This window comes from Streptomyces sp. NPDC059852, from assembly GCF_042731455.1.
Lineage (GTDB): Bacteria > Actinomycetota > Actinomycetes > Streptomycetales > Streptomycetaceae > Streptomyces.
Map to the genome: position 1 here is coordinate 158249 of NZ_JBHWJK010000007.1, position 19467 is coordinate 177715.

At 71.8% G+C, this 19467-nt stretch carries 18 protein-coding genes; 9 read left to right on the forward strand and 9 right to left on the reverse strand.

Going from position 1 to position 19467, the window contains the following annotated elements; translation table 11 throughout:
• Window positions 1-50 precede the first annotated feature (50 nt).
• Window positions 51-1352 carry a phosphatase PAP2 family protein gene (locus ACFV46_RS11760; protein WP_385498036.1) on the forward strand — a complete coding sequence of 434 codons (1302 nt, stop codon included), beginning with the start codon at window positions 51-53 and terminating at the stop codon, window positions 1350-1352.
• 47 nt (window positions 1353-1399) lie between these two features.
• On the opposite strand, the gene infA is transcribed toward ACFV46_RS11760, so the two are convergent.
• From infA to ACFV46_RS11780, 4 genes are all read right to left on the reverse strand, one after another.
• The gene (infA, locus tag ACFV46_RS11765; protein WP_361932506.1) at window positions 1400-1624 is read right to left on the reverse strand and encodes a translation initiation factor IF-1; all 225 of its coding nucleotides are present in this window, start codon (window positions 1622-1624) and stop codon (window positions 1400-1402) included.
• Entirely contained in the window at window positions 1621-2412 is a 792-nt protein-coding gene (locus ACFV46_RS11770) for a GNAT family N-acetyltransferase (RefSeq protein ID WP_385497909.1), read from the reverse strand. Before ACFV46_RS11770 ends, infA begins: the two co-directional genes overlap by 4 nt.
• A 281-nt stretch (window positions 2413-2693) precedes the next feature.
• Entirely contained in the window at window positions 2694-4121 is a 1428-nt protein-coding gene (locus ACFV46_RS11775) for a M1 family metallopeptidase (protein ID WP_385497910.1), read from the reverse strand.
• 249 nt (window positions 4122-4370) lie between these two features.
• A complete protein-coding gene (locus tag ACFV46_RS11780) occupies window positions 4371-7148 on the reverse strand; it encodes a glycosyl hydrolase (protein ID WP_385497911.1) in 2778 nt (925 codons plus the stop codon).
• Between the two features lie 339 nt (window positions 7149-7487).
• Between ACFV46_RS11780 and ACFV46_RS11785 the strand changes: the two genes are divergently transcribed.
• A complete protein-coding gene (locus ACFV46_RS11785; RefSeq protein ID WP_376728317.1) occupies window positions 7488-7733 on the forward strand; it encodes a hypothetical protein in 246 nt (81 codons plus the stop codon).
• Window positions 7733-8110, forward strand: a complete 378-nt coding sequence (locus ACFV46_RS11790) for a fic family toxin-antitoxin system, toxin component (protein WP_361932521.1) — start codon at window positions 7733-7735, stop codon at window positions 8108-8110. Before ACFV46_RS11785 ends, ACFV46_RS11790 begins: the two co-directional genes overlap by 1 nt.
• A 191-nt stretch (window positions 8111-8301) precedes the next feature.
• On the opposite strand, the gene ACFV46_RS11795 is transcribed toward ACFV46_RS11790, so the two are convergent.
• Both ACFV46_RS11795 and ACFV46_RS11800 read right to left on the reverse strand, forming a co-directional pair.
• Window positions 8302-8808, reverse strand: a complete 507-nt coding sequence (locus tag ACFV46_RS11795) for a DinB family protein (RefSeq protein WP_385497912.1) — start codon at window positions 8806-8808, stop codon at window positions 8302-8304.
• Window positions 8805-9206, reverse strand: a complete 402-nt coding sequence (locus ACFV46_RS11800; protein WP_385497913.1) for a VOC family protein — start codon at window positions 9204-9206, stop codon at window positions 8805-8807. The genes ACFV46_RS11795 and ACFV46_RS11800 overlap by 4 nt, the downstream gene beginning before the upstream one ends.
• A gap of 281 nt (window positions 9207-9487) precedes the next feature.
• On the opposite strand from ACFV46_RS11800, the gene ACFV46_RS11805 reads away from it, so the two are divergent.
• Window positions 9488-10033 (forward strand): GNAT family N-acetyltransferase, encoded by a 546-nt coding sequence (locus ACFV46_RS11805; RefSeq protein WP_385497914.1) that lies wholly within the window; start codon window positions 9488-9490, stop codon window positions 10031-10033.
• 3 nt (window positions 10034-10036) lie between these two features.
• Here ACFV46_RS11805 and ACFV46_RS11810 read toward each other — a convergent pair whose 3' ends face one another.
• Window positions 10037-10930: a LysR family transcriptional regulator gene (locus ACFV46_RS11810; protein WP_385497915.1), complete on the reverse strand. Its 894-nt coding sequence runs from the start codon at window positions 10928-10930 to the stop codon at window positions 10037-10039.
• A 117-nt stretch (window positions 10931-11047) separates the two neighbouring features.
• Between ACFV46_RS11810 and ACFV46_RS11815 the strand changes: the two genes are divergently transcribed.
• The 3 genes from ACFV46_RS11815 (at window position 11048) to poxB (ending at window position 14976) form a co-directional block, all read left to right on the forward strand.
• The gene (locus ACFV46_RS11815) at window positions 11048-12136 is read left to right on the forward strand and encodes an alcohol dehydrogenase catalytic domain-containing protein (protein WP_385497916.1); all 1089 of its coding nucleotides are present in this window, start codon (window positions 11048-11050) and stop codon (window positions 12134-12136) included.
• Window positions 12137-12373: 237 nt separating this feature from the next.
• On the forward strand, window positions 12374-13162 hold the full coding sequence (locus tag ACFV46_RS11820) for an acetoacetate decarboxylase family protein (protein WP_376728311.1): 789 nt from the start codon (window positions 12374-12376) through the stop codon (window positions 13160-13162).
• Between the two features lie 71 nt (window positions 13163-13233).
• Entirely contained in the window at window positions 13234-14976 is a 1743-nt protein-coding gene (poxB, locus tag ACFV46_RS11825) for a ubiquinone-dependent pyruvate dehydrogenase (protein ID WP_385497917.1), read from the forward strand.
• Window positions 14977-14983: 7 nt separating this feature from the next.
• On the opposite strand, the gene ACFV46_RS11830 is transcribed toward poxB, so the two are convergent.
• Window positions 14984-16360, reverse strand: coding sequence for a pyridoxal phosphate-dependent decarboxylase family protein (locus ACFV46_RS11830; RefSeq protein WP_385497918.1), 1377 nt, complete (start codon window positions 16358-16360; stop codon window positions 14984-14986).
• A 159-nt stretch (window positions 16361-16519) separates the two neighbouring features.
• On the opposite strand from ACFV46_RS11830, the gene ACFV46_RS11835 reads away from it, so the two are divergent.
• Together ACFV46_RS11835 and ACFV46_RS11840 are read left to right on the forward strand one after the other, a co-directional pair.
• A complete protein-coding gene (locus ACFV46_RS11835; protein ID WP_376728308.1) occupies window positions 16520-17077 on the forward strand; it encodes a PadR family transcriptional regulator in 558 nt (185 codons plus the stop codon).
• Between the two features lie 72 nt (window positions 17078-17149).
• The gene (locus ACFV46_RS11840; RefSeq protein ID WP_361932553.1) at window positions 17150-18874 is read left to right on the forward strand and encodes an acyl-CoA dehydrogenase family protein; all 1725 of its coding nucleotides are present in this window, start codon (window positions 17150-17152) and stop codon (window positions 18872-18874) included.
• Between the two features lie 82 nt (window positions 18875-18956).
• Here the strand turns inward: ACFV46_RS11840 and ACFV46_RS11845 are convergent, their stop codons facing one another.
• Window positions 18957-19418, reverse strand: coding sequence for a hypothetical protein (locus ACFV46_RS11845; protein WP_361932556.1), 462 nt, complete (start codon window positions 19416-19418; stop codon window positions 18957-18959).
• Window positions 19419-19467 lie beyond the last annotated feature (49 nt).

Sequence of the window (19467 nt, forward strand, 5' to 3'; positions counted from 1 at the left end):
GCGACACGGACACGGCCGAACGCCCCGCCCTGTGGCGCCGGCCACGGGCGATGTTCTGGACCGCGGCCGGTCTGGCGGTCCTCGGCTTCCTGGTCGCGCTGGAGGTCGCCGCGCGTCGCATCGGCGTCGAGGGACCGATGACCAGTCAGGTCAAGGACCTCGTGTACGCGCCGAAACCGGGACCGCTCTACGCCGGTCTGGCCCTGCTGATGGTGGTGCTCACCTGGCGGGAACGCCTCCTCGCGGCGGGCGTCGCGATCGGCATCGACGTCGTCCTCGCCCTGATACGCGGCGCGTTCGGCGTCGCGGCGCCCAGTGAGTACTTCCTCGGCAGCGGCGCGCTCTGGGTGATCCTGGCGTTCGCGGTCATCGCCGTGATCCGCCGCAGCGGCGCCGAACGCACCCTCCTGCTCAAGGGCGTCGGACTGGCCTTCCTGCTCATAGCGGGCCGCAAGACCGGTGACACCTGGCTGATCATCACGGCCAAGACCCGCACCATGGTGCTCGATCCCTACGTCGCCACCGCCGACCGCGCCCTCGGCGACCCGTCGTGGCTCGTCGGCCGGATGCTCGAGGCCACCGGGCCGGTCGGCAACACCGTCGTCCAGCTCGTCTACGCCCAGCTCGCCGTGGCCGCCGTCGTCGTCGCCCTGTACCAGCTGCGCAACGTGGCCGCCGAACGCCGCTTCCCGCGCCACCACCTGGTCCGCACCTTCCTGGTCATCGGCCTGCTCGGCCCGGCCTTCTACATGATCTTCCCGGTGGTCGGCCCCGTCTTCGCCTACGGCCCCGGCGCGTCCGGAACCGGCGGCGTGGAGTGGGCGCTGGTCAACCTGTGGCCCCACACCCCGCCGCCCCTCAGCACCCCGCACCCGATGCCGTACGACGGGATCACCCCGCGCAACTGCATGCCGAGCCTGCACACGGCCTGGAGCATCGCGATCTTCATCCACACCCGCAAGGCCCCGCGCCTGCTGCGCTACGCGGGCACCTTCTGGCTGGTCGCCACCCTCACCGCCACGCTCGGCTTCGGCTACCACTACGGCGTGGACCTGCTCGCCGGCGTGGTGTTCGCGCTGACGATCGAGGGGGCGCTGCGCGCGCAGGAGCGAGGCTGGGACCGACCGGCGATCGCGCTGGTCTCGTACGGCACGGCGGTGTTCACCGCACTCCTTCTCAGCTACCGCTACCTGCCGGTGGAGATGGCCGTGCACCCGCGCCTCTGGGGACCGCTGCTGGTGACGGCGATGGCCTCGGTGGTCTACGTCTACGTGCGCACGACCCGACTCTGGGACGCCGAGACGGGGCCGGCCCCGGCCCGGCGGCCGAGCCCGCACCCCGAACCGGTCTGACGGACGTGGGGCCCGGTCCAGGACCGGGCCCCACGTCCATCAGCGTCCTAGTTCCGGTACCGGAACACGATCCGCCCCCGCGCCAGGTCGTACGGCGGAAGCTCCACCAGGACCCGGTCGCCCAGCATGATCCGGATGTAGTGCTTGCGGATCTTCCCGCTGATGTGCGCGAGCACCTGGTGCCCGTTCTCCAGCTCCACGGTGAACATGGCGCTGCGCAGGCACTCGACGACCCTGCCCTCGACCTCGATGACGTTCTTGTTCGCCGTCATCGGACCAGCTCCAGCGTGCTGCCCACCTGCCGCGCCCCGGCGCCACGGAACAGCGCCGACGCCGCCGCGTTCGAGGCGTCGACCTCGGTCCACGCCTCGGAGATCCCGGACCGGTGGAGCACCCCCAGCGCATGGGCGAGCAGCGCCCGCCCGACGCCGCGACGGCGTTCATCCGCCCGCACCGCGAGCAGCCCGATCCGCGGCCGCTTGACCCGGACCACCCGGATCAGCCCCAGATAGCGTTCGGGCGCGGCGGCCACCGCGTACAGCGACGGGTCGACGAGGGTGTCGCCCTCGGCACGGGGCACCACCTCCGCGGGCATCGACCGCCAGCCGACGGTCGCCTCGACCTCGGCACGGATGGCACGGTCCACCTCCCGCAGCATGCCCTCGTCCGCCCGCCCGGCGGGCACGACGCTCACGCCCGGCGGCGGTACGGCCGCACGGAGCCCCGTGACCTCCGGGTCGGTGGGCACGGCGTACTCCACTTCCCGGCGCGCGAGCGTGAAACCGGCCCGCCGCCAGTGGGCCGTCAGCTCGGTGTCGGCCTCGTCGACCACGGTGTGCAACGGTGCCGGAAGCGCCGCGGTCATCGCCTCGGCGAGCCCCGCGAAGGCGGCGCCGTGCCAGGCGTCGACACTGATGAACAGCCGTCCGTCGGGCCGGTGCTGCAGATACCCCCGGCCGACCACCAGGTCGTCCTCCAGGGCGTGCCACTGCCCGTACGCGACCCGCGTGACCAGCGTCGCGTGCTCGGCCGGACCTGTTGCGCAAGACCTTGAATCCATCGGAGTCCCCTTCCAGGAGAGCCTCGATCTCAGGCGCTCCTGGCGACACCGAACGTCAGCCGCCGGACCGTGACGGGATGAGGGAGCACCCACGGGTGACTGTGTTCACGGGGCTCACCTCCTCCGACGACTCGACGGTCCACCGCGAACGTAGCAGCGGCACGGTGGGCCGCTCCACTCATTAACGCCCAGCTCCACGCCATCGCGAGCGTCACGGCGACAGGTGACGTCACAGCGCGGCGCCACCTGTTCGCCCGTGTCGATGGACCCCGCCGGCCGGCTCAGGCGCGGCGCGGCTTGCCCTCGGAGAACAGCCAGGTCTGGAACAGGCCGTCCAGCGGCTTGCCCGACGTGGCCTCGGCGAGCTTCACGAACTGGGCCGTCGTGCCGTGCCCGTCGCGGTGCGCCGTCGCCCAGGCGCGCAGGATGCGCAGGAACGTCTTGTCGCCGACTGCGCGCCGCAGTTCGTGCAGGGCCATCGCGCCGCGCGCGTACACGGGCGTTCCGAAGATGTTCTCGCCGCTGCCCGGGTCGGCGGGCGGGTACGCCCACAGTTCGTCGCTCGCGGGACGGGCGTACAGGGCGTCGAAGGTCTTCTGCGCGCTGTCGCCGCCGTGCTGCTCGTCGTACAGCCATTCGGCGTACGTGGCGAAGCCCTCGTTGAGCCAGATGTCCTTCCACGTGGTCAGGGACACCGAGTCGCCGAACCACTGGTGGGCGCTCTCGTGCACCAGCGTGGGGAGGTCGGGCGCGGAGTCGTACAGCGGCCGGGTCTGGGTCTCCAGGGCGTAGCCGACGTCCGGGGCGTGGTCGACGATCGAGCCGGCCGCGCGGAACGGGTACGGCCCGAACAGCCCGCTCTCCCAGGAGAGCACCTCGGGCAGCTTCTTCAGCACCGGAGCCGCCGCCCGGGCCTCCCGCGGATCGACGGCGTTGTAGACCTTGACGCCGTCCCGGGTGGTGTACTGCTCGACCTTGAACGTTCCGACGGTGACGGTGGCCAGGTAGGCGGCCATGGGCTCGGCCGCGTGCCAGCGGAACGTGGTGCGGCCGTGCGCGGTGCGCTGTCCGCGCAGCACGCCGTTGGCCACCGCCGTACGCCCCTGCGGCACCGTGACGGTGAAGTCGTATGTCGACTTGTCGGTGGGGTGGTTGTTCACCGGGAACCACGTCATCGCGCCCTGCGGCTCGCCCGCCACGAAGGCGCCGTCGTCGGTGGGGATCCAGCCGTCGGCGGAGCCGTCCGGGTCGGTGACCGGCTTCGGGGTTCCGTGGTACTCGACGGTGACGCGGAACGCCCGGCCGGCGGACAGCGCGCGGCGCGGGGTGACGACGAGTTCCTGCCCGGAGCGGCGGAACTCCGCCGGCGCGCGGTCGACGGTGACCGAGGTGACCTTCAGGCCCTTGAGGTCGAGGTCGAAGCGGGTGAGGCGCTGCGTGGCGCGGGCGGTGAGGACGGCCCGGCCCTCCAGACGCCGGCTGCCGGTGTCGTAGCGCAGCGTCAGGTCGTAGTGCCCCACGTGGTAGCCGCCGTTGCCGGCCAGCGGGAAGTACGGGTCACCGACGCCCGCCGAACCGGTGCCGTGGGCCACCGCGGGTCCCGCGCCGACGAGGAGCGCCGTCACGGTCACGGGGACGGCGGCGAGGAGCGCCTTGCGGCGGAGCGGGGTGGGTATGCGCCGGGCGGGCAGGCTGCTCGGTGACGTCACGGGAACTCCTGAAGGGGGTGGCTGAAGATCGGCTGGCCGCCAGACTAGAGGCGGCGCGAGCCCGGTTTTCCCATGTTCAGGTCAATTTCCGTGGGGGCGCCGCCCGGAGTGGGCTGTCCGCAGTCACGCTCACCCGTGCGGGTGGCACGCGTCCGCGCGGCGGACGAAGGGGGGGGGGCCCGTCGTCCGCCGCGCGGCTGCCACCGGCGGGCTGAAAGGGATCCGCCGGAAGGCGTCAGCTGGTGGTGATCAGCTGAAGGGGATCACCACCACCGACTTGTCGGTGCCGGTCTGCAGCTTCGAGGAGCCGTTGCCGATGGCGCTCCACACCTCCAGGCGCACGGTGCCGCCCTTGAGGTTGCCCAGGGTGCCCGTGCTGGACTTGAGGCCCCGGGCCTGGCTGTACTCCTCCCAGCCGGTGACCGGGTCGGTGGCGAAGTAGTTGTACGTCTCCGTCCGGTCGAAGGTGCCGTCACCGGTCAGGTCGTAGCTGATCCGGGCCTGCTGGCCGAGGCCGACCGTGGTGCCCGCGTCGACCTGGAGCCGGAAGGTGGTGCCGGCGCCCGAGGTGAGCGTGCCGTTGACTCCCCGCGCCTCGTAGACGAGGGGCTGGTACGGGGCGCCGTCGTGGTTGGTGCCGCCCGCCGACGGGATCGTGTCGCTGCCCGCCGTGCCGCCGGTCGCGGTCGTGAGGACGCCGCCGCCCCGCAGCTGGAAGACGTTCCCCGTGGGCGGGTCCGGGTCGGGATCGGGGTCCTGCGACCCGGACCCCGTGCCGCTGGCCGTCGAACGCGCGGGCACCGACAGCGTCTTGCCGTCGGAGAAGGTCACGGTCCGGGCCGACGAGCCGTGGTTGTGGGCCACGTAGGTCCGCGTCGAACCCTTGGTGAAGACGGCGGAGGTCGGGATGTCACCGGTGACGGAGGCGTCCGGGGCACCCAGCGCGTCGAGGGTGCCGATCCAGTGGTACGTGTGCGCCTTGGACTCGCCCTCCTCCGGGGTGTAACCGCCGTTCCCGGCGTCCCACTTGGACTTGGCCGTCGCCGGATCGGCGAAGGACTGGAACTCCCAGAGGATGTCCCGCCATTCGACGGCCGGGCCCCCGTTCTCCCGTTCCATCTCCGCGATGTTGCGCCGGATCGCGGCCTTCTCCCCACCGAGGTGGAGCGAACCACCGGTCACCGGGAGGACGTTGATGCCGTGGATCTCCTCGGGGTTGGCCGTCCACCAGGTGGCGTAGGCGGCGCCGCTGCCCCACACCATGCCGGCCGTGTCGTGCCCGAAGGAGGAGGGGAAGACCTGCTCGTCGGCGTCGAACCAGTACTGCGCGATCGCCTCCGACTCCGTGGTCAGCAGGAACGTGCCGAGGTCGCGCAGCGAGGTGTCACCGGTGGCGGAGCCCCACAGGACGAGGGCCGCGCTGAGGTTGGTGGACTCGGAGGAGGACTCCTGGTTGTTGCCGGCGGCGAACCCCTGGTGACCGGAGGCCCAGCTGTGCCCGGCGTAGACGTCGAAGCCGCGCAGGAAGGGGAACGCGGAGTCGGTGCGGCTCGGGTTGGCGGTGTCCCGGACGAGCGTCTTGACCATGCCGCCCCACGCGGAGTCGGCGGCCCAGGACGGGTCGTACTGGGCGACGATCGCCGCCGCGTAGACGTAGTAGCCGTAGTGGAAGTGGTGGTCGTTCAGCTCGGTGTCGCTGCCGTAGGAGGCGGGGTAGCCGGTGAGCGTCTTCCAGTCCTTGTCGTAGCTGAACTCGTTGGCGCCGCCTGCCGTGAACCAGTCCTGCAGCTTGCCCTTCATCAGGTTCAGCATCCGGTCGCGGACGCCGGTCTCCCCGATCTGGTCGGCGACGGGCACCAGTTGGGCGAGACGGCCGAGAGCCTTGCCGGTCCAGTACGTGTCGGACGCGCCGGAGAACGGGTCCGAGGCGTTCACGACGTCGTTGAGGTAGCCCCGCAGCCGTGCCGCGTCCACCCCGTCCGACTTGGGCAGCGCGGGCAGCACCGCCGACGCCTTCTGGGTCGTGGTGAACGAGGCCCCTTCGCGCACCTTCATGGTGCCGCGCGGCGAGACGTAGGTGTACGAGGTCAGCGCGTCCGAGGTGTGGAGCCACTGGTGGCGGTAGAGGGCCTGGAGCGTGCCGCGCTCGCTGCCCTCCTTCGCCTCCGTGGTGAGGGTGTACGTGGCCCGGACGGTGCCGCCGCTGTAGCTCCAGGTCGCCTTGGAGTCGGTGACGAAGCTGAAGGCGTACTTCGTGAAGGTCGCCAGGGCGCCGGTGGACGGCAGCACGGCGACGGAGAAGTAGTCCTTGCCGCCGAGTCCCGCGGTGACGGTGGAGCCGGAGACGTTCCAGTCGCTGCCGCTCGGCGCGAACAGCGCGTAGTGGTGCCCGGCGACGGTGATGCCGAGGACGTTGCCCTGGTCGGCGAAGACGGTGGGCGCTCCGGCGGTGGTGATCTGGGCGTTGCCGCCCGTGCCCTTGGCGTATACGAACGGGGAGCCGTGGCCGATGGTGGTCCGCAGGGTGCGGGTGCCGTCGGACCACAGGGGGGTGACCGTCCAGTCGGACCAGTCGTCGGCCTTGGTGTCGGGGGAGTTGAGGCCGGTCAGCCCGATGGTGAGGTCGCGCTTGTGGGCGAACTCGTACTGGCGTCCGTCGCCGACGATCGCCGGGGAGGTCGGGTAGCCGACGTCGAGGCCGCCGGCCGTGGCCTGGTAGGTGAGCGGGTGGCCGTACATGGGGGTCGACCACGGGTTGTCGCCGTACCGCTGGAAGGCCAGGGAGGACCACCAGTCGTTGGTGGGGACGGGCCGGTTCCGGGCGGCGGCCGTCACCTTGGGGGTGACGGGTGTTCCTGTGTTGGTGGTGGGGCCCGACGTGCCGGAGGGCCGGGTGTCGGAGTAACTGCCGGAGCCTACGGGCACGGTGGCCGCGGCCGCCGGAGTCGCGGCCGGGCCCAGCCCGAAGGCGGCGAGAGCTGAGGCCAGCAGCAGGACTGCCGCCGGTCTGGTGCGTGGGGATCGCATGGGGCACCTCAAGTCTTCACAGGAGGGGAGTCCGAGAGTTTGAGAGCGCTCTCAGATGGCCGGAACGTAAATGCTGCGTAATGAGCGTGTCAATGCGTTGAACGCAGCCGGTAGTTGAAATCCGTTTTGTCTTCGCATGTTGACGGTCTGATGTGAAGGGGGTTGTGCGGTGGGGGAGTTGAGGTGAAGTGACTCTGTGATCGGGGCGTGGGACGGGCCGATGGCCGGGGTCGGTACATGAGGCGCGGGCGATCGCTGGAAGGAGGCGGGCGGCCGCTCGCTGTCGCGCGGAACGGGTCGGACTTCCGCAGGGTCGGTAACAGCTGTTACCATGCCCGCATGGCGAAGACACAGCTGGGCGCGCGCGTGGACGAGGACATCGCGGACCTCGCCAGGAAGCGCGCCGCGGACTTGGGGCTGAGCGTCGGGGACTACCTCGCCCGGCTCGTGCAGGACGACGCCAGCGGGCTGCGCGCCCGGGCGGTGGAGGCCGCCGGAAGGTTCCTCGCGGAGCACCAGGCGATCTTCGACGAGGCCGAGGACGCCGAGCAGGCGCGGGCAGCCGGGGGAGTGCGCGCCGCCTGATGGACCTGCACATCGACGTCCCCTGGATCCTGCAGGTCACCGAGATCGCCGGGGCGGACGACCCCGCGCCCGACGACTACGGCGTCCCCGTCTCGGCGGTCGCGCGCCACCGGGCCGAGCTGTTCGAGCAGCACGTCTACGACAGCCCCTACGCCAAGGCCGCGGCCCTGGTGCACACGCTCGGGCGGTGCCGCTGGCTGGAGCGCTCGAACATGGCCGTGGCGGCCGCGACCGGCGTCATGTACCTGGAGGCGGCCGGGATCACCGTCAAGCCGGCCCGCGAGCACGCCGTGGCCCTCAAGGACCTGCTTCTGGACCCGACGTGCACGGCGGGCCGGATCGCGGCCTTGCTGCGCGGCTGGCCCACGGCTACCTGAGCGGGGGCGACTCCTCCCAGGTGCCGGGGGTGCCCGTGGCCCGGCCGCGCGTGTCAGACCCCCTCGCTACGGTCGGAGCATGAGAGCCCGGTGCCGGAGGGATGGCCGTCGACACCGACGGCACGCATCGGATCTGGTTCGACCACGACCACGACCTCGGCTGAGGGTCGTGGCCCGTGCGCACCGAGGGCTCAGGTGAGGACCAACCACCGTCGTCCGTCGAGCAGTTCGCGTGCCGCGTCGAGATGTCCGGCGTGGCACGCCGTCTCGGTGATGACATGCAGCAGGACGTCCCGGACGGTGTGCAGGTGCGGTGGGCCGAAGAGGTGGTGGGGCCACCAGGCCGGCCCGGCGTCCGGGTCCGTGCCGTTCACGACGGCATCGGAGAGCCCCGCCTCGCTGCGGTACCGGTCGAGCACCTCGGTGTGCGGTACGTCGGGGGACACCTGCCAGGCGTCCTCGATGTCGTCCAGGGCCTCGATGACGGCAGGGTCGCCGGTGACCACGGCCTGGAACCAGAACCGCTCGACGTCGAGCGTGAGGTGCTGGACGAGCCCGAGGCAGCTCCACCCCGACGGCAGCACGGGCTGCCGCAGGGCCTCCGGGTCCAACCCCTCCAGGATGCCGAGGACATGGCGGCGCTGGGCGTGCAGGAAGGACAGCAGGGCCTGGAGCTCGGTCGTCGCGGGCGCGGTCACTGTGCGATCTCCCAGATGTGGCCGCCCGGATCCCGGAAGCCGGCGGTACGGATGCCCCAGGGGCGGTTCATGGGGCCGTTCAGCAGCGTCACACCGCGAGCGGTCAGCTCCTTGCACATCGCGTCCACGTCGTCCACGGGAAGCGTGAGCTGGAGGCGGGAGCCGGAGTCCGGGTCGGCGACCCGCGCCGGGTCGATCAACTCGTGCGCGGCGGTGGACCGCAGGAGGTTGATGATGGTGTTGCCGAAGTCGAACACGGCCGAGTTCTCGTCCTCGTAGGTCACCGGCAGACGGAACACGTCGCGGTAGAAGCGTTTCGTGGCCTCCAGGTCCTCCACGAAGAGGGTGAGGGCGCTGATCTTTCCGGGCCACGGGGTTTCGGTCGTCGTATGGGTCACGACGATCGAGGATCTCTCACCGGGACGTCCGCTGCATAGCCGACGGCGGAAACCGCCTTCGGCCCCGACGGGGTCAGGACGGGGCACTCAAAGGGCGGTCCCGGGGCGGCCGGTCGGCGTGGACGCGGTGCAGCGCGGACAGCGGGCCCGGTGCCCGGCCGGCCGCGCACCAGCCGCAGCACCTGCCCTCCGGCCGAGCCGGGGGCACCGAGCGCGCCCGCCGCGCGGACGGCGCCGGCCACGCCGGACCCGATCACACCGCCCCGTGCGACGATCCCCGCATGAACGATCTTCGCTTCCGGCTCGCCGAGGCGGCCGACCTCGGCACGCTGGTCCGGCTCCGTGACGACGCCGCCCGCTGGATGCTGGCCCGTGGCGTCACCGGTCAGTGGCAGCCCGGCCAGCTCGACCAGGACCACTTCCGCCGGGTCATGGACCGGGGGGAGGTCTGGATCGCGGAGTCGGGGGCCGAGGGCCCTGTCGTCGGCGCCTGGGAGCTGTGGTGGGACGACGAGGACGCCTGGGGACCGCAACCCCCGGTCGCGGGCTATGTGCACCGGCTCATGGTCGACCGCGCCACCGCCCCGCCCGGGGCGGGCCGCACCCTGCTGCGGGCCGCCGAGCGACGCGTGGCCGAGACGGGCCGGGCGTTCGTGCGCCTGGACTGCCTGGCCGGCAACGCCCGTCTGCACGCGTACTACCTGGACGCCGGTTACCGCGTCGTCGGCCACAAGGCGGGCAAGCCCCAACCGGGCGGTGCTCCCAAGTCGTTCACCCTCATGGAGAAGGCCGGCGACGGTGTCACGGGAGCGCCGCCCGCGACCTGATCGTCAGACGGCGGCCATGATGGCCCGGGTGACGGCCGTGACGGCCGGGGTCGCGCGGCCCGGCAGGCGGGCCACGAGGACCCGGCGGATCTCGGGAGCCGCGCCTTCGACGCGCAGCAGGCTCACCCCGGGCGGGAGCAGCGGTGCCAGACGGGCGGGCACCGTCGTCACGCCGAAGCCGCCGGCGACCAGGTACAGCTTGGTCAGCCAGTCACGGGTGGAGTGCACGACGCGCGGTCGCGCGGGCAGGCCCGGCCAGACGCCGAGCAGCGGCTCCGACCGCGACGACGGCGCGGCGATCCACGGTGCGTCGGCGAGCTCGTCGACGTGCACGGTGGTGCGGCCCGCGAACGCGCCTCCCGCGGATGCCGCCACGACCAGCTCGGTGTCCTCCACGGTCTCGGTGTGCAGCCGGGGCGACTCGCCGTCCGGCGGCCGGTGCGGCGGGCGGGAGGTCAGGACGGCGAGATCGACGGAACCCGCACGCAGGGCCCTGGTCAGACCGGGCGTGGTGCCTTCGACGGTCGTGACCGTGAGGTGCGGATGGGACGCCGCCAGCCGTCCGAGCAGGACGGGCAGGACGACCGATCCGGCGCTGAGGAACACCCCGAGCCGTACGACCTCGGTGCGTGGGGCGGTGCCGGTCAGGTCCTGCTCGGCCGCCGTGAGGGTGTCCAGGATCGTGCGGGCGTGCCGCAGCAGGGTCAGCCCCGCGGGAGTGAGCCGCACTCCGTCGGAGCGGCGTTCGAACAGGGTGGTGCCCGCGCTGCGCTCGAGCGAGGCGGCCTGGCGCGAGACCGCCGACTGCGTGTAGCCGAGCCGCGCGGCGGCCGCCGTGAAGCTGCCGGACTCCGCGATCTGCTGCAGGACCCGCAGGCCCGAACTGGAGACGTCCATGCCGCATACGCATACCACGCATGCAGGATCGTCGCTTCCCGCATGCCCCTGGGGCGCCTAGCGTCGAACCCGCTGTCCCCGTCCCCCGGTGACAGCGACGCATACGGAGGTCATGACATGCGAGCAGCGGTTCTGACGGCGTTCGGCGCCCCGCTGAAGGTGCGGGAGACACCCGATCCCGAGCCGGTGGGCGGCGAGGTGCTGGTCGAAGTGCTGGCCACCTGCGTGCTCCCGTACGCGGCCGAGGTCTTCGGCGGCGTACGGAACTACCCCCTGGTCCCGCCGGTCGTTCCCGGCCTGGGCGGCGTGGGACGCGTCCTGCGCACCGGTCCGGACGCCACCCGGCTGCGCGCCGGCGACCTGGTCTGGTGCGATCCGACCGTGCGCTCCCGGGACGACGCCCTGACGCCCGACATCGCGCTCCAGGGCTGGAGCTCACGCGGTGACGGCGGCGCCGCGCTCGCCCGGCACCTGCACGACGGTTCCTACGCCGAGCTCATGCGCGTCCCGACGGAGAACGTCTTCCCGCTGCCCTCCGCCGCCGGGGACGACCCGGCCCGCTGGGCCGCGCTCGCGGTGCACGCCGTGCCCTACGGCGGCTTCCTCGCCGGCGACCTGAAGCCCGGGGAGACCCTGCTCGTCAGCGGCGCCACCGGGAACTTCGGCAGCAGCGCGGTCGCGGTCGGGCTGGCGATGGGGGCGGGCCGTGTGATCGTCCCCGGCCGCAACCAGGACGCGCTCGCACTCCTCACCGACCGGTTCGGCTCCCGCGTCCGTCCTGTCACGCTGTCGGGGGAGGAGGCCACCGACCGCGCCGCGATGTCCGAGGCCGCCGACGGCCCGATCGACATGGTCATCGATCTGCTCCCGCCGAGCGCACCCAGCTCCGCGGCCCGCGCGGCGGCCATGACCGTCCGCGAGTACGGCCGCGTCGTCCTCATGGGCGGCGTCGGCATGCTCGGCGGCGACGACCTCGCGCTGCCCTACCCCTGGATCATGCGCAACTCGATCACCGTGCGCGGCCAGTGGATGGCCCCGCGCACCGCCAACGTCGGCCTCATCCGGCTCCTCGCCTCCGGCGCACTCGACCTCGCCCCCGAACGCGTCCGGTCGTTCCCGCTCGACGCCGTCAACGACGCCGTCACGCACGCCGCCGCGCACCCCGGTCCGTTCGACCGCACCGCCCTGACCCCGCGCACCGGCTGACTCCCCCCGCCGATGGCCTCAAGGCAACGGACGCATGGGCGTGCCCACTTGAAGCGAACGACGCCATGACCGTCGCCGTCGGCACACGGCGACCGCGGCGATCCACGGCCCCGCTGCTCCCCAGGCAACGGTTGAGCATCCAAGTTATTTTGTATCGGTACGCCTCTCATGGGAGAAAAAGGCGCTTTCACATGCCGCGATCTGCCTGTCTCCCTCTGTATCCAGCTGGAGGTACCCATGCTCAAGGGATACACTGTTCCGCTTTCCCCGAAGGGCGAGGCGAACGAGGCCCCGGCACCCCCCTGGCATTACGCCGGAGACGTCATCGGGGTCGAATACTTCACCGATCCGGCAGCCGCGGAGGCGACGCTTCCCGAAGGGCTGACCCCCGATCCGGAATCGTCAGGCCGGGTCGTCGCCTATTTCTTCGACTGGCAGTTCAACGGGGAGAACGACGAATACCTCGACCCGGTCTACAGCCAGTACCGCGAGTTCTTCGTCCTCGTCGACGCCCACCATGACGGACGGCCCGTCTCCTGGTGTCCGTACATCTACGTCGACAATCACCACGCCCTGGCACGCGGGCTGGTCCAGGGGTTCCCGAAGAAGATCGGGCAGGTGCACCAGACCCGGGTCTTCGCCTCACCGGGGAAGGCGTCGCCCACGCTGTCGCCCGGCGCGCGCTTCGGTGCCAGCGTCTCCTGCGACGAACGGACGCTCGCCCAGGCCAGGGTCACCCTGGAGAAGCGCCTGGAGGACCCGACGCCGCTGCTGAGCCGGGACACCATCAATCTGCGGCATTTCCCGACGCTCGAAGTCGGCAAGTACGACAAGCCGGCGGTGCACGAACTGGTGCGGATGGAATACGGCGATCAGCAACTGGCCGACGTATGGATCGGCAGCAGCGAGATCGAGCTGTTCCAGGCGCCCCGCGAGGAACTCGGCGATCTCCGCCCGGTGCGCGCGGGCATGGGATTCCGCGGCTCGATGTCCTACAACGTGACGCAGGTGTTTCCGCTCACCTGAAGGGGGCGCTGTCCCCTTTGAACCTCCGACAGCGAACTCCCGAGAGCTCACAGAACAGTTAGGTGCGCCAGATGAGCACGACAGTTGCCGACTGCATGGTCGAGGCCCTCGCGGCCTCCGGAGTGCGCCGCGTCTACGGTCTCCCCGGCGACTCCCTCAACGGATTCACGGACTCCCTGCGCCGCAACGGCACCGTGCGGTGGGCCCACGTACGCCATGAGGAGAGCGCCGCTTTCGCCGCCGCCGGCGAGGCCGCTCTCACGGGCGAACTCGCCGTCGTGGCGGGTAGTTGCGGTCCCGGCAATCTGCACCTGATCAACGGGCTGTACGACGCGCAGCGCAGCCGGGTGCCGGTCCTGGCGATCGCCGCGCACATCCCGGCCGACGAGATCGGTGGCGAGTACTTCCAGGAGACGCACCCGCAGGAGCTGTTCCGCGAGTGCAGCGTCTACGCCGAACTGGCCGCCACCGGCGACCAGGTGCCGCGGCTGCTGCGGATCGCGATGCGCACGGCCCTGGAGCGCAGAGGCGTCTCCGTCCTCGTCGTCCCGGGGAACATGCTGCTCACCCGGGGTGACGTGGCGGCGTTCTCCCATCCCGTCCGGGCCACGACCTCGCACGTCACCCCGGACTCCACCGCCCTGGAGGCGGCCGCGGACGTGCTCAACCGTGCCGAGCGGGTGACCATCCTGGGCGGCGCCGGATGCCAGGGCGCCCACGACGAGGTCATGAAGCTGGCCGGTGCGCTGAAGGCCCCGATCGTGCACGCGCTGCGCGGCAAGGAGTTCCTTGAGTACGACAACCCGTACGACGTGGGACTGACCGGTCTGATCGGCTACAGCTCCGGGTACCGGGCGATGGAGCACTGCGACGCCCTGCTCATGCTCGGCACCGACTTCCCCTACCGGCCGTTCTACCCCGCCCCCGACGTCCCCGTGGTCCAGGTCGACATCCGCGGGGAGCACATCGGACGCCGGGTCGGCGTCAAGGTGCCATTGGTCGGCACGGTCAAGGACACCGCCGCCGCCCTGCTGCCGCTCATCCGGGCCAAGGACGACACGAAGTTCCTCGACAAGCTCACCGCGCACTACCGAACGGTGCGCTCCCGCCTCGACGACCTCACCGAGGGCAAACCGTCCGCGTCGGTGATGCACCCCCAGCAGGTCGCGGCCGCCGTCGACCGGCACGCCACCGCCGACGCCGTCTTCACCGCGGACGTCGGCACCCCCACCGTATGGGCGGCCCGCTACCTCACGATGAACGGCCGGCGCCGGCTCATCGGTTCCTTCAACCACGGCAGCATGGCGAACGCCCTGCCCCAGGCCATCGGCGCCCAGTGCGCCTCGGGGAACGCGCGGCAGGCCGTGGCCCTGTGCGGGGACGGCGGACTCAGCATGCTCCTGGGCGAGCTGATCACCCTGCGCCATCTCGACCTGCCCGTGAAGGTCATCGTCTTCAACAACCGGGCCCTGTCGTTCGTGGAGCTGGAGATGAAGGCCGGCGGTATCGTCAACTACGGCACCGACCTGGAGGACGTGGACTTCGCCGCGATCGCCCGCGCGATCGGCCTCTTCGGGGCGCGCGTGGACCGCGCCGACCAGCTCGAGGAGACGGTGCAGAAGGCGTTCGCCCACGAGGGACCAGCGATCGTGGACGCGCGCACCGCCCGCCAGGAGCTGTCCCTCCCGCCGAACATCACGTTCGAGCAGATGAAGGGCTTCACCCTGTTCGCCACGCGCACGATCCTCACGGGGCGGGGGGACGAGATCATCGAACTGGCCAAGACGAATCTGCGGCAGCTGCCCCTGATGTGACACGCCGTCAGAGACTTCGGGCCACCCGCGTCATCGCGGCGACCGAGCGGTCGACGTCCGCCTCGGTCGTGGCGTGGCCGGACACGGAGATGCGCATCAGCCGCCGCCCGCGCCAGGTCGTGGCCCCCACCCAGCAGGTGCCGTCCTCCTGCACCGCCCGGACGACGGCGTCCGTGCGGGCGTCCGGCCCGAACCCGACAAGGACCTGATTGAGCGTCACCTCGTTGACGACGTCGAAGCCCGCCGCCGACAGGCCCTCGGCGAAGCGCCGGGCGAGCGCGCAGCAGCGGTCCACGAGTTCCGTGACGCCGTCGCGGCCGAGCTCGCGGAGCGCCGCCCAGGTGGCGAAGCCGCGTGCGCGGCGGGACGACTCGGCGGTGTAGTCGGCGCCACCGGCCGGCGTCGCCTCGGCCCGTGTGAGATAGGACGCGGAGTACGACAGGGCGTCGGCGTGGACGGCGGGCCGGGAGCAGAAGGCGTACCCGCAGTCGTACGGGACGTTGAGCCACTTGTGCCCGTCGCACGCCCAACTGTCCGCCCGTTCCACCCCGTCGACGAGGTGCCGGGTCGCCGGGCTCGCGGCCGCCCACAGGCCGAAGGCGCCGTCCACGTGCACCCAGCCGCCGACCGCGTGCGTGAGGTCGCAGGCCGCCCTGAGGTCGTCGCAGGCGCCGGTGTTCACGTTGCCGGCCTGCGCGCACACGATGGTGAGCGTGCCGGGGCCGGCGGCGAGCACGCGGCGCAGGTCGTCCGTGTCGAGCGCCCCGCGGTCGTCGGTGCGCACCGGCTGGAGGCAGTCGGTGCCCAGGCCGAGCAGCCGCAGGGAGCGGTCGACGGTGGCGTGCCGCTCCTCGCCCGCGACCACCCGCAGGCGCGGGGCACCGGCCAGGCCCCGGCGTCCGACGTCCCAGCCGGCCTCGGCGAGAAGGTGCTGCCGGGCCGCCGCGAGACCGGCGGTGTTGGCGGCCTGCCCGCCCGTGACGAACCCGGCGGAGGCCGTCGCGGGCAGTCCGATCAGGTCCTTCAGCCGCCCTCCCGCCGCCTCTTCGGCGGCGATCGCGGCGGGGGAGAGCACGGCGTTGAAGGCGTTCTGGTCCCAGCCCGCGGTGAGGATGTCCGCGGCCGTGGCGGCGGGCAGGGCGCCGCCGACGACGAACCCGAAGAAGCGGGGCCCGGCCGAGGCGACGAGCCCCGGATCGGCGGCGGCCACCAGTTCGTCGATCACCGTGCGCGGGTCGGTGCCCGGGCGGTCGAGGGGTGCGGCGAAGGCGGCCCGCAGTGCCGCGTGGTCCACGGACCGCGCCACCGGCCGCTCGGACAGCGAGCGGCGGTAGCCGGCGGCCTGCTCGGCGGCGTGGCGGAGGATCTGCGTCAGCTCGTCCATGGCCGCACCGTAACCACCTCGCCGGGACGCCCGGAAGCGGCCGATCGGGGACGATCCGGCCCCCGGGACGTGACGGCAGCGGGGCGACGGACGCCGCGTGACCGGTGTCTCACCCTCCCCACGTTGCTATGCAACGAGGTGCATAGCAGGATCGGGGGCATGGCGCTCGAGCACGCGATCCTCGTCTCCCTGCTGGAGAAGCCGGGCTCCGGCTATGAACTGGCCCGGCGGTTCGAACGGTCCATCGGGTACTTCTGGACCGCCACCCACCAGCAGATCTACCGCGTGCTCAAGCGCATGGAGAGCGACGGCTGGGTCGACGTCCGGGACGTCCCGCAGTACGGGCGTCCGGACAAGAAGGAGTACTCCGTCGCCGCTGCGGGCCGTCAGGCACTCTCCGCCTGGCTCGGCGAACCCACCGAACCAGAAAGCGTCCGCCACGACCTCGCGGTCAAGGTGCGCGGCGCCGCCTTCTCCGACCCGGCGGCCCTCATCGACGAGGTCGAACGGCACCGCGAGGCCCACACCGCCCGCCTGGCCCACTACCGCGCGGGGGAGACCCGCGACTTCGGCGCACCCCCGGCGGACGGCGGGCTCGACGCCGAACGGGAACTCCAGCACGTCGTGCTGCGCGGCGGCATCGCCTACGAGCAGATGATGATCGCCTGGCTCGACGACGTCCTCGCCACGCTCGCCCGCTTCCGCACCGGCGACTGACCGGCGGAGCAGGCACCCCCCGGGCCCCGGCCCGGACCCACCCTCACCCCTCCCAGCCGAAAGGCGGCTTCCATGGCCGACGCGCTGCTCCTCAACCCGCGGACCTACGACCCCGCGCACTTCGACCCGGAGACCCGCAGGCTGCTGCGCGCCACCGTCGACTGGTTCGAGGAGCGCGGCAAGCGCCGGATCATCGAGGACTACCGCACCCGCGCCTGGCTCGGCGACTTCCTGGCGTTCGCCGCCAAGGAGGGCCTCTTCGCGACCTTCCTCACCCCCGCGTCGGCGGCGGGCGAGGACGACGGCCACAAGCGCTGGGACACGGCCCGCATCGCCGCGCTCAACGAGATCCTCGGCTTCTACGGCCTCGACTACTGGTACGCCTGGCAGGTCACCATCCTCGGCCTCGGCCCCGTCTGGCAGAGCGACAACGCCGCAGCGCGCGCCCGCGCCGCCGAACTGCTCTCCCAGGGCGAGGTGTTCGCCTTCGGCCTGTCCGAGAAGTCCCACGGCGCCGACATCTACAGCACCGACATGCTTCTCGAGCCCGACGGCGAGGGCGGCTTCCGGGCCAGCGGCTCCAAGTACTACATAGGCAATGGCAACGCCGCCGGACTCGTCTCCGTCTTCGGCCGCCGCACCGACGTCGAGGGCCCCGACGGGTACGTCTTCTTCGCCGCCGACAGCCGTCACCCGGCCTACCACCTCGTGAAGAACGTCGTCGACTCCTCCAAGTACGTCAGCGAGTTCCGCCTCGCCGACTACCCGGTCGCGGCGGAGGACGTCCTGCACACCGGCCGGGCCGCCTTCGACGCCGCGCTGAACACGGTCAACGTCGGCAAGTTCAACCTGTGCACCGCCTCGATCGGCATCTGCGAGCACGCGATGTACGAGGCCGTCACACACGCCCGGAACCGCATCCTGTACGGCCGTCCCGTGACCGCCTTCCCGCACGTGCGCCGCGAACTGACGGACGCGTACGTCCGGCTCGTCGGCATGAAGCTGTTCAGCGACCGGGCCGTCGACTACTTCCGCACCGCGGGCCCCGACGACCGCCGCTACCTCCTCTTCAACCCGATGACGAAGATGAAGGTGACCACGGAGGGCGAGAAGGTCATCGACCTGATGTGGGACGTCATCGCGGCCAAGGGCTTCGAGAAGGACAACTATTTCGCCCAGGCGGCCGTCGAGATCCGCGGCCTGCCCAAGCTGGAGGGCACCGTCCACGTCAACCTGGCCCTCATCCTGAAGTTCATGCGCAACCACCTCCTCGACCCGGTCGCGTACGAGCCCGTCCCGACCCGCCTCGACGCAGCCGACGACGACTTCCTCTTCCGCCAGGGCCCGGCCCGCGGTCTCGGCTCGGTCCGCTTCCACGACTGGCGGCCGGCCTTCGACGCCCACACCCATCTGCCCAACGTCGCCCGCTTCCGCGAACAGGCCGACGCGCTCTGCGAGTTCGTGCGCACGGCGGCTCCGGACGAGGAGCAGAGCCGGGACCTCGACCTGCTCCTGGCGGTCGGTCAGCTCTTCGCGCTCGTCGTCCACGGGCAGCTCGTCCTGGAGCAGGCCGCCCTGTCGGACCTCGACGAGGACGTCCTCGACGAGCTGTTCGCCGTCCTCGTACGGGACTTCTCGGCGCACGCCGTCGAACTGCACGGCAAGGACTCCGCGACCGAGGACCAGCAGCGGTGGGCCCTCGGCGCGGTCCGTCGTCCCGTCGTCGACGGCGACCGCTCGGAGCGCGTCTGGCAGCGCGTCGAGGCGCTGTCGGGGGCGTACGAGATGATGCCCTGAGGCCGCGGCCACTCCTGCCATGACCCTGGCCCGGGGGCGGGTGCTCCCGGGCCGGAGTGTGCTCACGATCGTTCGGGGGACGTCACCAGATCCCGCTGCGCACGTACGGGTTGACCGCCCTGAGGTTGCTGTCGTAGCTGGCCCTGAACACGTAGTTCGGGTCGGCCTGGGTGAGCCACCCGGACGTGTGCGTGTAGCCGGTGCCGTCCGAGAGGTAGGTGGCGTCGGCGAAGGACCAGCTCCGGCCGCCGTCCGTGCTGATCTCCAGCCAGACCCAGCCCCGCGGGTCCCAGCCGGACCCCTGGATGCGTCCCCAGCCGTACTGGTAGCCGCCGTAGTAGCCCGAGCGGATCTCGATGACGATGCTTCCCCGTTGGTTCGGGGCGTGGGTCAGGCGGTTGGTCGTCACGAACACCTGGTCGGTGTTGATCGTCCCGGGCGGTGCCGCGTGCGCGGGTGTGGCGAGCGCCGAGACGCCCAGGGCGCCGAGCGACCCCGCCACCGCCGCGGACCCGGCCGATCTCAGTAACGTCCTTCGATCCATGAAGCGGCTCATCGGTTCCCCCTGTCGAGGCCATGGTCTGCGACGTGCG

Excerpts from the sequence above, each read along its gene's own strand:
- ACFV46_RS11820 (WP_376728311.1), top strand. The coding sequence starts at position 12,374 with ATGCTCAAGGGATACACTGTTCCGCTTTCCCCGAAGGGCGAGGCGAAC.
- ACFV46_RS11810 (WP_385497915.1), bottom strand. The coding sequence starts at position 10,930 with ATGGACGTCTCCAGTTCGGGCCTGCGGGTCCTGCAGCAGATCGCGGAG.
- ACFV46_RS11845 (WP_361932556.1), bottom strand. The coding sequence starts at position 19,418 with ATGGATCGAAGGACGTTACTGAGATCGGCCGGGTCCGCGGCGGTGGCG.
- ACFV46_RS11785 (WP_376728317.1), top strand. The coding sequence starts at position 7,488 with ATGGCGAAGACACAGCTGGGCGCGCGCGTGGACGAGGACATCGCGGAC.
- ACFV46_RS11770 (WP_385497909.1), bottom strand. The coding sequence starts at position 2,412 with ATGGATTCAAGGTCTTGCGCAACAGGTCCGGCCGAGCACGCGACGCTG.
- poxB (WP_385497917.1), top strand. The coding sequence starts at position 13,234 with ATGAGCACGACAGTTGCCGACTGCATGGTCGAGGCCCTCGCGGCCTCC.
- ACFV46_RS11815 (WP_385497916.1), top strand. The coding sequence starts at position 11,048 with ATGCGAGCAGCGGTTCTGACGGCGTTCGGCGCCCCGCTGAAGGTGCGG.
- ACFV46_RS11830 (WP_385497918.1), bottom strand. The coding sequence starts at position 16,360 with ATGGACGAGCTGACGCAGATCCTCCGCCACGCCGCCGAGCAGGCCGCC.
- infA (WP_361932506.1), bottom strand. The coding sequence starts at position 1,624 with ATGACGGCGAACAAGAACGTCATCGAGGTCGAGGGCAGGGTCGTCGAG.
- ACFV46_RS11790 (WP_361932521.1), top strand. The coding sequence starts at position 7,733 with ATGGACCTGCACATCGACGTCCCCTGGATCCTGCAGGTCACCGAGATC.
- ACFV46_RS11840 (WP_361932553.1), top strand. The coding sequence starts at position 17,150 with ATGGCCGACGCGCTGCTCCTCAACCCGCGGACCTACGACCCCGCGCAC.
- ACFV46_RS11780 (WP_385497911.1), bottom strand. The coding sequence starts at position 7,148 with ATGCGATCCCCACGCACCAGACCGGCGGCAGTCCTGCTGCTGGCCTCA.
- ACFV46_RS11805 (WP_385497914.1), top strand. The coding sequence starts at position 9,488 with ATGAACGATCTTCGCTTCCGGCTCGCCGAGGCGGCCGACCTCGGCACG.
- ACFV46_RS11835 (WP_376728308.1), top strand. The coding sequence starts at position 16,520 with ATGGCGCTCGAGCACGCGATCCTCGTCTCCCTGCTGGAGAAGCCGGGC.
- ACFV46_RS11760 (WP_385498036.1), top strand. The coding sequence starts at position 51 with ATGTTCTGGACCGCGGCCGGTCTGGCGGTCCTCGGCTTCCTGGTCGCG.